This window comes from Exiguobacterium sp. s26 (assembly GCF_018618235.1).
In the GTDB taxonomy this organism is placed as follows: domain Bacteria; phylum Bacillota; class Bacilli; order Exiguobacteriales; family Exiguobacteriaceae; genus Exiguobacterium; species Exiguobacterium chiriqhucha.
The window spans coordinates 53,043-65,372 of record NZ_JACSLS010000002.1 but is presented as its reverse complement, the minus strand read 5'-3'; the positions used below and the strand labels follow the sequence as shown (position 1 = coordinate 65,372).

Below are 12,330 nucleotides of genomic sequence, written 5' to 3'. Positions count from 1 at the left end.
TAGAGAGGTGTTTATATGGGAATTCCAGCAGTGGCCATCGTAGGCCGCCCGAATATTGGGAAATCCACGATTTTTAACCGGATTATCGGAGATCGCGTGTCGATCGTCGATGATAAGCCCGGTGTAACACGCGACCGCATTTATGGGACGGGTGAGTGGTTGAACCGTAAGTTTCATTTAATCGACACAGGTGGAATCGAGGTCGGTGATGAGCCGCTCCTCGTGCAAATGCGGCATCAGGCCGAGCTTGCGATCGATGAGGCGGACGTCATTGTCTTCATGGTGAACGGACGCGAAGGCATTACAGCAGCAGACGAAGAAGTGGCGAACTTGTTGTTCCGTTCGAACAAACCGGTCGTCCTCGCCGTCAACAAAGTCGACAACTTCGAGATGCGCGAACTCATGTATGAGTTCTATTCACTCGGATTCGGCGATCCGTTCCCGATTTCAGGGACGCACGGTCTCGGTCTCGGGGACTTGCTCGACAAAGTGCTCGACATGGCTCCAGACAAAGACGACTATGAGTACAATGAAGAAGTCATCCAGTTCTCGCTCATCGGACGTCCGAACGTTGGGAAATCGAGCTTGACGAACGCGATTCTCGGTGAAGAACGCGTCATCGTCTCGGACATCGCGGGGACGACTCGTGATGCCATCGATACACCGTTCACACGGGATGGGCAAGAATACGTCATCATCGATACGGCAGGGATGCGCAAGCGTGGGAAAGTGTATGAATCTACCGAGCGCTACAGCGTCATGCGTGCCCAAAAAGCGATTGAACGCTCGAACGTCGTTCTCGTCGTCATCGACGGTGAAGAAGGCATCATCGAGCAAGACAAACGTGTTGCCGGACTCGCCCACGAAGCGGGGAAAGCCATCGTTCTCGTCGTCAACAAATGGGACGCCGTCGACAAAGACGATAAAACGATGAAGAAAATGGAAGAGAAGATTCGTAAAGAATTCTTGTTCCTTGACTATGCACCGATCGTCTTCTTGTCGGCGCTCACGTCGAAACGATTGCAGACACTTCTGCCGGTCGTCAAAGAAGTGGCTGATTCACATCGCCGTCGCATCTCGACGAGCGTCTTGAACGACGTCATCGTCGACGCAGTCGCGATGAACCCGACACCGACGGACAAAGGACAACGACTCAAGATCAACTACGCGACGCAAGTGGCCATCGAGCCGCCGACGTTCGTGTTGTTCGTCAACGATCCAGAGTTGCTTCACTTCTCATACAAACGTTATCTAGATAACCAGATTCGCCGCGCATTTGACTTTACTGGTACACCGATTCATATCGTGGCTCGTCAGAAAAACTAGTAATGGGGGTGCCTCCTATGGCAAAAGTAGCTGTCATCGGCGCAGGGAGCTGGGGAACGGCGATATCGCTCGTCCTCGCTGACAACGGACATGATGTTCTACTATATGGACGTGAGGAAGACCACGTTCATGAAATCAACACGGCCCACACGAACGCGACCTATTTGAAAGACGCACCGTTGCCGACTTCGATTCGGGCGACGACAGACTTGGCGGAAGCGGTCAAAGATCGTTCCATCGTATTCCTCGTCGTCCCGAGTTCGGCGATTCGTCCGGTGTCGCGTGAGTTGAACGCGCTCCTTACGAAACCGGCGGTCATCGTGCATGCCGCCAAAGGAATCGAACCGAAGACGCATAAACGTCTGTCGGAGATTATCGCCGAAGAAATCGACCCGTCGAAACGTCGGGCCATCGGTGTCTTGACGGGACCGACGCATGCCGAGGAAGTGGCCGTCCGTAAATTGACGACCATCACAATCGCTTGCGAGGACTTGGACGTGGCCGATGAGATTCAAGAGTTGCTCACGAACGATCAGTTCCGGGTCTATTTGAATTCGGACGTCATCGGGGCGGAGTACGGGGGCGCACTTAAAAACATCATCGCGCTCGCCGCAGGAATGACGGATGGGCTCGGCTATGGCGATAACGCCAAAGCGGCCCTCATGACACGCGGGATCGTCGAGATCGCCCGGCTCGGGGTCAAACTCGGTGCCAACCCGTCGTCGTTCTCCGGCTTGACGGGAATCGGCGATTTGATTGTCACGGCCACGTCTCAGCATAGCCGTAACTGGCGTGCCGGGAACGCGATCGGTCGCGGCGAGAAGCTCGAGGATGTACTCGGTCAAATGGGCATGGTCGTGGAAGGAGTGCGTGCCTGTGAGGCGGCGCATACGCTCGCTCGGGAAGCCGGTGTCGAGATGCCGATCACAGAGGCCCTCTACAACGTGTTATTCGAAGGTAAGAGCCCACACGATGAAGTACAAAAGTTAATGAGACGCCCGCAGAAGCATGAAATGGAAGAAGTGTTCCATTTCGAAGGCGACGTAGAGCAAAGGGACTGACGTTTTCGTTCAGTTCCTTTGTTTTTTTTGCTACACTAATGTACGGAGCTAGATTTAAAGAGAAAGTCGAGGGGATAGACGTGACACCGTCACTGATCAAGATGTGGATTTCATTTGCGGGCATCGGGGCGTTTGCCATCGCCGCGCTCATGGTGGCAGTCAGCCATACGAAACTAACGGGATGGTTCGCGGCACTCGTCCGCGTCATCGCATTCGTCATATTTTTATTTGGGACGATCATCATGATTTATGTGGTCGCTTCAGGACCGACAGGAGGATAAGACGTGAAACGGATTTTTTTGGTCGCGAGTCTATTGGCGGCGACCGTGCTCAGTGGATGTATGTTCCCAGATTCGAACCGGGTCGATAACGTCCCGTATGAAGACCAACTGAAGTCGGTACAGACGGCCGTCGACTCGTTCAAGGAGACGACCGGGGTGTTGCCGATTAAAACAAGGCCGGCCGAGACGCCACTCATGGAACGTTATCCGATCGAGTTCGCCCGGCTCGTCCCCGGTTATTTAGCCGACCCGCCGGCAAACAGCTTCGAAGGAGGCGGTCTGTTCTTGTACGTCCTCGTGGACGCCGAGACGGAGCCGAAGGTCAAACTCATTGATTTACGTGTGTCAGAAAGCTTGCAACAGTTACAGACGAATATTAACGCGTTCCGGGCCAAAGAAGGCAAGTTCCCGTTTGACGGGTCGCTCGGAAAGAATCAATTCACGATTGATTATGATCTCGTCTTCGTCTCTGAAGAGCCAAGTATCCCAAGTCCGTACACGGAAAACGAGTTGCCGATCTATGTCGACGGGACCGGACAATTATTTGTCGACTACCGTGCCGACTTGGAAGCCGCCCTCGAGAACACGGATGTAGAGCCAAAAGTCGGTGAGGACATTCGGTATTTGCTCTATAATGACTCCCCATTCGCTCCGGCTTATTCGCAAGGGTACACGATTAATGAACAAGGTGAAGTCGAGTTTTTAAACAACTGATTGACTGAGCGGGTCGAATATAGGCCGATTGCTTAAAAAATGTTGTCATATCAACGTTTGTACGATATGATTAATCCCGTAAACTCTCAGTGAGAGGAGGTGAATCGTGATGAACAAAACTGAATTGATCCAAGCAGTTGCGGAGAAAGCAAATGTTTCGAAAAAAGAAGCTACACAAGTTGTAGAAGCTACTTTCGAATCTATCACTGAAGCACTCCAAAACGGTGATAAAATTCAATTGATCGGTTTTGGTACTTTTGAAGTTCGTGAGCGCGCTGCCCGTAAAGGTCGCAACCCACGTACGAAAGAAGATATCGAAATCCCGGCAAGCAAAGTTCCTGCCTTCAAAGCAGGTAAAGCGCTTAAAGATGCGGTCAAATAATGGGCAATACATAAGTCGCCGAAAGGCGGCTTTTTTTGTGTCGGAAAGCGAGTTCACATGGCGTGAATGTGACAAAAATGTGCTATACTATGTCAGAATGACAACGAAGAGGACGAGGGGGGATAGCATGGAACAGATGACATACGAAACCGTTGTCACCGACCTTGCTCGTCAAATCGAAGAACGCATGAACCATCCGTATTTGACGAGACACGAGATTGTACCCGTAGTCGACATGCCTTTACTTCGTTGGATGGTCGAGATGATTGAAATCGAATCGAATCAACAACGTCAGCTCGTGCTTGCGACGTATTTTGCACATCAAGCACTTGAACTGCACGATCAAGTAAAGGAGTGCCCGAACGGCTCGCTCGAGCGGCAACTCAAAGTGCTCGCCGGCGATTTCGCCTCGGCTCAATTTTATAAAATATTGGCACTGTTTCCTGCCGACTATAGCAATCGCTTCGGTCGGTCGGTCCAGCTTGTCAATGGGGCGAAATGTACGCTCGCGCTTGATGCGGACGTATCCGTCACGACTTGGATGGAAGCGAACTTCGGATTGATTAAAACGTTTTCTGAGGTGATAGGTCGGTCCTACTTGACCACATACGGAAAAACGATCATCGAACGAAAGGCGACAGTACTGCGCCAAGATCAACGAGAACAGCTAACGACGCTCCTGGCGCACGCTGTCGCTTAGAACGGAAAGGATGTTACGTATTGCAACCGAAAGAAAAAGAGCAAAAAGTATATGACGTGTTTCAATCAATCTCACCGAGCTACGATACGATGAACTCGATCATCAGTTTCCGTTTGCATAAATGGTGGCGCAAAGCGACGATGCGTCGCATGCAAGTGTTCCCGGGCGCAAAATGTCTCGACGTCTGCTGCGGGACGGCCGACTGGACGATTCAACTCGCCGAGGCGGCTGGTAATACCGGTGTCGTCAAAGGTCTTGATTTTTCCGAGAATATGCTCGCGGTCGGCCAAGAGAAAGTGGCCGATTATCCGACGATCGAACTCATCCATGGTAACGCGATGGCATTGCCGTTCGGGGATCACTCATTCGACTACGTGACAATCGGCTTCGGCCTTCGCAACGTACCGGATTACATGACGGTGCTCCGTGAACTGCACCGGGTCTTGAAACCGGGCGGGACGGTCGTCTGTCTCGAGACGAGCCAACCGACAGCACCGCTGTTCAGCGAACTGTATCGCTTCTATTTCGGCTCGGTCATGCCGTTATTCGGGAAAGTGTTCGCCGGCTCATACGATCAATACAAATGGCTCCAAGAGTCGACCGACCAATTCCCGGACCGGTTGACGCTAAAACGCATGTTCGAGACGGCAGGCTTCGAACAAGTCGAAGTGAAGGCGTTCTCCGGCGGTGCGTGTGCCATGCACCTAGGAAAGAAGTGGTGACCGATGTCTTTGAAGCGACTTTATCGCCACATGAACCGAGAGATTGAGCAGATCGATCGCTTCTTGTCGACGCGGGTCCATACGGATCACCCGGTCATCGAGGCGGCCTCGAAGCAACTGCTTGATGCGGGCGGGAAGCGGATCCGTCCGGCGTTCGTATTGCTGAGCGCTGGTTTCGGGCAAGCGAAAGACATCCGCTTGACGAAAGTGGCGGCGAGTCTTGAACTGATTCATATGGCCTCGCTCGTCCATGATGACGTCATCGATGACGCCACACTTCGCCGGGGCAAACCGACCGTCATGGAACGTTACGATGAGCAGGTCGCGATGTATACAGGGAATACGTTGTTCGGCGAAGCGATTCGACTCGTCTCTGAGGTCGACTCGCCGCGCGTGATGGAAATCATGGCAGACACGATGGAACTGATTTGTATCGGTGAAATCAATCAAATCCAAGACCAATACGACTGGGGCCAGTCCCCGAAACGATATCTCGATCGGATTGCCCGAAAGACGGCGCTCTTGATTGAGACGAGTTGTGCGACCGGGGCCGTCGTCTCAGGGGCGTCACCCGAAGTCGTCAAACAGCTGCGGCTGTTCGGCTATGACATCGGGATGGCGTTCCAAATGACGGATGATTTGCTCGATTTCACCGCGAAAAGTTTTCAGCTTGGAAAGCCGGTCGGAGAAGATTTGAAACACGGCCATAAAACGTTGCCGCTCTTCTATTCAGCGGAAGACCCTGAATTCTTTGGTCGGTTGCAGCAAGTCAACCAGTCGTCCGATTACGCGACGACCCATACGCTCGTTCGTGAAGTGCAGCGCAACGGGACGCTCGAGCGAAGCCAACGAACAATCGACCGGTACGTGAACCGGGCGATTCAACGTCTCGATGGCTTGCCGGACGTACCGGATAAGCGCTCGCTCATTGAAATCGCCGAGTATATCGGGAAACGAAAATGGTAACAACCACCTTGTAAACCCTTTCAATAATCAAGATGACCGTGTAAACTAATAAAGTACATGGTACACATATTGATTTAGGGGGATTAGGGGAATGGAAAAAACATTTTTAATGGTAAAACCGGATGGAGTGAAACGCGGTCTGATTGGGGAAATCATCTCGCGCTTCGAAACGAAAGGATATACGTTGAACCGTCTTGAGCTATTGACGCCATCGGTTGAAGTCGCACAATCGCATTATGCGGAACATAAGGAAAAGCCGTTCTTTGGAGAGCTTGTCGAATTCTTAACGTCTGGTCCTGTTGTAGCGATGGAGTGGGAAGGCGAAAATATCGTCGCCGTCTCTCGATTGATGATCGGGAAGACGAACCCGTTGGACGCACAACCTGGAACAATTCGTGGCGATTTGGCCTCGACGATGTCACAAAACGTCATCCATGGTTCAGATAGCGTGGAGAGCGCAGAGCGTGAATTGTCACTCTGGTTCGCCACTGAAGCATCACACGTTTGATGACGATAAAAGGGACGGGGGCCTCCTGTCCCTTTTTATATTGGGATTAAAGCGCTTTCGCTTGTTTTGGCACGACATGATCTAGGAGAAGAGAAAGAATTGAGGTTGGAACTGGTGATAAATGATTATGCCATCTTCGTAAAAAAGTTTTATATGAAGTCGGGGATTGACTTAAACCTATACAAAGAAGCCCAGATGAAGCGACGTATGATTGCACTTCGCGAGAAGAAAGGGTATGCCACGTTTATCGAATACTTCAAAGCGATGGAGTCGGACCGGGGCTTATACGATGAATTTTTAGATCGCATGACCATCAACGTGAGTGAATTTTACCGGAACCCGGTCCGTTGGCAGCAACTAGAGACGGACATTTTGCCGGAACTCATCCGTAAGAGCCAGGGCAAGTTGCGCGTCTGGAGCGCAGCGTGCTCGACGGGTGAAGAACCGTATTCGTTGGCGATGCTGTTATCGAAACATTTGTCACCCGCACAGTTCACAATCACGGCGACGGACCTAGATGACGTGGTGATCGAAAAAGCGAAACAAGGCAAGTATCATGAGCGTGCGCTCGTCGACTTGCCATCAGAGTTTCGGCAGCGTTACTTCACCCGCCGTGGAGATGACTATTACATCACAGAGGACATCAAAAAATTAGTGACGTTCAAAAAACATAATCTGCTGGCCGACGTGTATGAACGGAATTTTGATTTAATCGTCTGTCGTAACGTCTTGATTTATTTCACCGAGGAAGCGAAAGAGAAAGTTTATACATCGTTCCACCGATCGCTCCGACCAGGCGGTGTCCTCTTCGTCGGAGGGACCGAGCAGATCTTTCAACCGAAGCGATACGGCTACAAGATGAAGCAGAGCTTCTTCTACGAAAAATTTGAAGAATGAGGTGGCAGCTATGCGTTATTTGACGGCAGGAGAATCGCACGGGCCTGGACTTTCAATCATCATCGAGGGTGTACCGGCCGGGCTTGAGGTCGATGTGCAAGCCATCAATGCGGAACTCGCGAAACGGCAGTCCGGCTACGGCCGCGGCCGCCGCATGCAAATTGAATCAGACCGAATCGAGGTGAGGGCCGGTATTCGTCACGGGGTGACGACAGGGGCCCCTATTTCGTTCTGGATCGAGAACAAGGACCATACTCATTGGCGGAACGTCATGCAGGCCGAACCGATCGATGCGGACGTGGAAATCAAACGCCGCGTCGTCCGCCCGCGACCAGGACATGCGGACCTCGTCGGCGGCTTGAAATACGACCATCGTGACCTGCGAGACGTCCTCGAACGCTCGAGCGCACGTGAGACGGCCGCCCGGGTCGCCGTCGGCGCCCTGAGCAAACAACTGCTCGCTGCTGTCGGGATGTCGCTCGTCAGCTATGTCAAAGTGATTGGCGGGGTCGAGGCCGATGCCTCATACGAGTCGCTCGACACATTGCGCGCCACGATCGAGGCGTCACCGGTCCGGACGATGGATGAGACGGCAGGCCAGGCGATGATGCATCGAATCGATGAGGCGAAAGCCGCCGGTGACTCGCTCGGAGGTGTCGTCTGTACGGAAGTGCATGGTGTCATCCCGGGGCTCGGATCGTACGTCCAATATGACCGGAAACTCGATGCGGTCATCGCTCGCGCCGTCATGAGTGTCAACGCCATCAAAGGCGTCGCGTTCGGTGATGGGTTCGAGATGGCGTATCGACCAGGGTCGGAAGTGATGGACCCGATCGCTTATGGTCCCGACGGCTATACACGCCTGAGCAATCATCTCGGCGGTTTCGAAGGTGGGATGACGACTGGGATGCCGATTGTCTGTACCGCAGTGATGAAACCGATTCCGACACTTTACAAGCCGCTCCAATCCGTTGATGTCGATACGAAACAACCGTTCCTCGCCCAAATCGAGCGAAGTGACGCCTGTGCCGTCCCGGCCGCATCGCTCGTCGTCGAGGCCGTCGTCGCGTTTGAGCTCGCCCGTGAGTTATGCGAGACGTTCGGACATGATACGGTCGGGCGCATCCAAGCGCGCGTCGACGCGTACCGCGAGGAGATTCGCACGTGGTGACGATTCGCGTGAACGCCTCGACTCCATATGACGTCACAATTGAACGAGGGGACGCCTGGCTCGACCGCGTCCCTTACTTCTCGTGCTCGACCGTGTGGGTCATCACGGACGAGACGGTAGATCGCCTGCACGGGAAGGCGTTTCGGACTCGTCTCGAGGCAAGCGCGCGTCCAATCGTCTGGTCGGTCGTCCGTCCGGGCGACGCATCGAAATCGCTCGCGACGATCGAACGTCTCGTCGCGGACGGGTTGACGTCTGGCTGTGACCGGGACACGCTCGTCGTCGCCTTTGGCGGCGGCATGATTGGCGACTTGGCCGGCTTTTTGGCGAGTGTTTATATGCGTGGCCTGCATTACATACAAGTGCCGACGACAGTTCTCGCCCACGATTCAGCCGTCGGCGGAAAAGTCGCGGTCAACCATCCGCTCGCCAAAAATGCGATCGGTGCCTTTTATCAGCCAGCGGGCGTCCACTATAACGTCGACCGTCTCGAGACGTTGACGGACCGAGACATACTGAGTGGGCTCGGCGAGTTAATTAAACATGCCTACTTGTCACGATACGTCCTCGGGCACTCGTTCGAGACCGAGCTGTTCACCGCCTTGGCGCAAGGACCGCTCGATTGGGAGGCGTGGCTCGCGCGTGGGATTGAAGTGAAACGACAGGTCGTCGAGACCGATGAACGGGAACACGGCGTAAGGACTTGGCTGAACTTTGGTCATACGTTCGGCCATGCGTTGGAGTCGGTCGAGGCGTACCGATTAGCGCACGGGGAGGCCATCCTATACGGAATGGTGTACGCCTTCCTTGTCGCCGGAGACGTCTCACGCGCGGAAACGCTCGCCGGATACGTGAAACAGCAAGCAATCACGCCGGTCGTCTGGCAGCCATTCGAGGCGTATCTCGAGGTGATGGGCCACGATAAAAAGAATCGAACTGGACAGATTCGCTTCGTACTGCTCGGTGAAGAAGTGACCGTGACGAGCGTCACGGCCGAACGGCTCGTCGAAGCGTATAATCAGTTGAAAGGGTGGTTTTAAGATGGGATTGAACGGATTGATACGCGTACCGAGCGATAAGTCGATCACGCACCGGGCGTTATTGCTCGGGGCCGTGGCGCACGGACAGACGACGGTGTACGACCCGCTCCTCGGTGAGGATTGCCGGTCGACGCTCGAGGCGATCCGTCGTTTGGGCGCACAAGTCGATGAACAAGCGGAACGACTCGTCATCACTGGCAGCCCGTCGCTCACGTCGGCGGAACTCGATTGCGGGAACTCCGGCACGACGATGCGTCTCTTGACGGGACTGCTTGCAGGCTACGACGGTACGTTCACGCTCACCGGCGACGCCTCGCTCTCGAAGCGACCGATGCGTCGCGTCACTGCCCCGTTGCGCGCCATGGGAGCCGACCTTGCAGGTGACGTCGCTCCGCTCCACATCCGAGGGCGGGCGTTGACGGGCATCGATTACACGTTGCCTGTCGCGAGCGCGCAAGTGAAATCGGCCATCTTATTGGCTGGACTCCGTGCGGACAGTCCGACGATCGTGCGCGAGCCGGTCTTGTCGAGGGATCATACCGAACGCATGCTGCCGCTGTTCAACGGGCAGATTGACATCACCTCGGAAGAGGGGGTTCGGACGATTCGGCTGTCGCCGTCCGTCCTGGAGGGCGCGACGGTGGCCGTACCGGCTGACCCGTCCTCGGCCGCCTTTTGGTGGGCCGGGGCCGCGCTTGTCCCGGATAGTCGCGTCACGACGACCGACGTCTGTTTGAACGAGACACGGATTGGCTTTTTGCGCACGCTCGAACGGATGGGGGCGCACGTTGACGTGACGAACGTCCGCGCACTCGGAGAAGAATCGGTCGGGGACGTCACCGTGTCGACGAGCACGCTCCATGGCATCCGGTTGGACGGGACCGCCATCCCACATCAAATCGACGAGTTGCCATTATTCGCCCTCGTCGCGTCGCAGGCATCGAGCCCATCGTCGGTCCGGGATGCGGGGGAGCTCCGCGTAAAAGAGACGGACCGGATTCAGACGGTCGCGAGCGAATTGAAGGCGCTCGGTGTCGACCTTCGCGAGACGGATGACGGCTTTGACGTCTATCCGAGCCGTTTGCACGGGGGACACGTCACCTCGCACGGAGATCATCGCTTGGCGATGATGCTCCAAATTGCGGACTTATTGACGACGGAACATGTGACGATTGACGACGTCGAGGCAGCGGATGTGAGTTATCCGCGCTTCCGTGACGATTTACAACGACTCGGTCGTGAGATAGAATAACGTCAATACGAGTAGCCGCTAGGAGGAATTTTGACGATGTTAGACGAAACAGAATTAAACCATATCATTGAGATGCTTGAAAAAGGTGAGACGGAGCATGCCCTCATGCATCTCGAATCGCTCGAGAAGGAAGGGTCGGACGAGGACCGGTTGGCCATCGCCGATCTCTACCTCGAACTCGGCCTCGCCGATCGGGCCGTCAAGTTGCTCGCGGCGCTATATGTCGATTATGCGGGCAACCCGCACGTCGCCTTGTCGCTCGCCGAGGCCTACTTGGACAGTGACCGGGAAGAAGAGGCGATTGCCGTCCTCGAGAAAATCGATACGACGGACAAGGAAGCGCATATGCGCAGTCTCGTCCTCCTCGCCGATTTATATCAATCACAAGGGTTGGACGAGGTCGCCGTCAAGAAACTGATGGAGGCGCTCGAGACGAACCCGGACGAACCGCTCCTCATCTACGGATTGGCCGAGTTGTACGCGTCGATCGGCTCGTTCGAACAGGCGGTCCCGCTGTACGCGCGTCTGCCGCACTTGCGCTTGCCGGAAGAACTCGATTATCAGGCCGATTACGCGGAGGCGCTCACGATGATCGGCTCTTTCGAAGAGGCACTCGATGAGTATGAGAAAGCGGAAGACCGCAACTTGAACACGATTTTCGGTCACGCCATGACGGCCCACCGCATCGGCCGTGACGAAATTGCCGTCAAACAGTTTGAGTCGCTTCGCTCGATGGACCCCGACTTCACGTCGCTCTATCTGCCTTACACGGAAGCGCTCGACGAACTCGGCCGCTTCGATGAGGCGCTCGAGGTGATTGGCCAAGGGATTGACCGCGACGACTATAACGATGAGTTGCGCACGGTAAAAGCGAAACTGTTCTTGAAACAAGGTCGGACAGATGAGGCGGTCACGGAATTGCGCGAGGCTCTCGCGTTGAATCCGGAGTCGCTTCAGGCGACTGAGCTGCTCTTATCGGTCTTGTTCGAAGGTGGGGACATGGAGGCCGTCCTCGAGACGATCGATGCGCTCGAGGAACATTCGACTTCCCCGCTCATGACATGGTACAAGGCGAAAGCGGCCTATGAACTTGAAGACTATGATACGGCCGTCACGTTATACCGGTCGATCGAGCAAGTTTATAAAGAGGACGTGTCATTTGCGATTGAATGGGCTACACTATTGATAGAAGAAGGACAGCGTGACCAAGCGCAACGAGTGCTCGAGCAAACGCTTGCGCTCACTGTCGATGTCGATGACCGCCAAGCACTTGAAGAGCGGCTCGAACGGTTGACGGATCACGATTAAAC

At 54.6% G+C, this 12,330-nt stretch carries 14 protein-coding genes; all 14 read left to right on the top strand.

All coding sequences use genetic code 11. From position 1 onward, the window contains the following. The first annotated feature begins 15 nt into the window (after positions 1–15). The 14 genes from der (at position 16) to KNP82_RS02715 (ending at position 12,328) form a co-directional block, all read left to right on the top strand. Positions 16–1,326: a ribosome biogenesis GTPase Der gene (der, locus tag KNP82_RS02780; RefSeq protein WP_021067192.1), complete on the top strand. Its 1,311-nt coding sequence runs from the start codon at positions 16–18 to the stop codon at positions 1,324–1,326. Positions 1,327–1,343: 17 nt separating this feature from the next. Then, entirely contained in the window at positions 1,344–2,387 is a 1,044-nt protein-coding gene (locus KNP82_RS02775) for an NAD(P)H-dependent glycerol-3-phosphate dehydrogenase (protein WP_214826972.1), read from the top strand. 80 nt (positions 2,388–2,467) lie between these two features. Continuing rightward, positions 2,468–2,668, top strand: coding sequence for a DUF2768 family protein (locus KNP82_RS02770; protein ID WP_021067194.1), 201 nt, complete (start codon positions 2,468–2,470; stop codon positions 2,666–2,668). Positions 2,669–2,671: 3 nt separating this feature from the next. After that, a complete protein-coding gene (locus KNP82_RS02765) occupies positions 2,672–3,382 on the top strand; it encodes a hypothetical protein (protein ID WP_021067195.1) in 711 nt (236 codons plus the stop codon). A 109-nt stretch (positions 3,383–3,491) separates the two neighbouring features. Beyond that, positions 3,492–3,764 carry an HU family DNA-binding protein gene (locus KNP82_RS02760; RefSeq protein WP_021067196.1) on the top strand — a complete coding sequence of 91 codons (273 nt, stop codon included), beginning with the start codon at positions 3,492–3,494 and terminating at the stop codon, positions 3,762–3,764. Positions 3,765–3,891: 127 nt separating this feature from the next. Continuing rightward, positions 3,892–4,464, top strand: a complete 573-nt coding sequence (locus KNP82_RS02755; protein ID WP_029595665.1) for a heptaprenyl diphosphate synthase component 1 — start codon at positions 3,892–3,894, stop codon at positions 4,462–4,464. A gap of 20 nt (positions 4,465–4,484) precedes the next feature. Beyond that, positions 4,485–5,186, top strand: coding sequence for a demethylmenaquinone methyltransferase (locus KNP82_RS02750; protein ID WP_021067198.1), 702 nt, complete (start codon positions 4,485–4,487; stop codon positions 5,184–5,186). Positions 5,187–5,189: 3 nt separating this feature from the next. Then, positions 5,190–6,152: a polyprenyl synthetase family protein gene (locus KNP82_RS02745; RefSeq protein WP_214826970.1), complete on the top strand. Its 963-nt coding sequence runs from the start codon at positions 5,190–5,192 to the stop codon at positions 6,150–6,152. A 91-nt stretch (positions 6,153–6,243) separates the two neighbouring features. Beyond that, entirely contained in the window at positions 6,244–6,660 is a 417-nt protein-coding gene (gene ndk, locus KNP82_RS02740; protein WP_021067200.1) for a nucleoside-diphosphate kinase, read from the top strand. Between the two features lie 117 nt (positions 6,661–6,777). Further along, complete coding sequence (locus KNP82_RS02735) at positions 6,778–7,557, top strand: CheR family methyltransferase (RefSeq protein WP_029595663.1); 780 nt, start codon at positions 6,778–6,780, stop codon at positions 7,555–7,557. A 10-nt stretch (positions 7,558–7,567) separates the two neighbouring features. Beyond that, positions 7,568–8,728, top strand: a complete 1,161-nt coding sequence (aroC, locus tag KNP82_RS02730; RefSeq protein ID WP_214826967.1) for a chorismate synthase — start codon at positions 7,568–7,570, stop codon at positions 8,726–8,728. Next, positions 8,722–9,768, top strand: a complete 1,047-nt coding sequence (locus KNP82_RS02725; protein WP_214826964.1) for a 3-dehydroquinate synthase — start codon at positions 8,722–8,724, stop codon at positions 9,766–9,768. Before aroC ends, KNP82_RS02725 begins: the two co-directional genes overlap by 7 nt. Position 9,769: 1 nt before the next feature. After that, a complete protein-coding gene (gene aroA, locus KNP82_RS02720; RefSeq protein ID WP_029595660.1) occupies positions 9,770–11,020 on the top strand; it encodes a 3-phosphoshikimate 1-carboxyvinyltransferase in 1,251 nt (416 codons plus the stop codon). A 36-nt stretch (positions 11,021–11,056) separates the two neighbouring features. Beyond that, entirely contained in the window at positions 11,057–12,328 is a 1,272-nt protein-coding gene (locus tag KNP82_RS02715; protein WP_021067205.1) for a tetratricopeptide repeat protein, read from the top strand. Positions 12,329–12,330 lie beyond the last annotated feature (2 nt).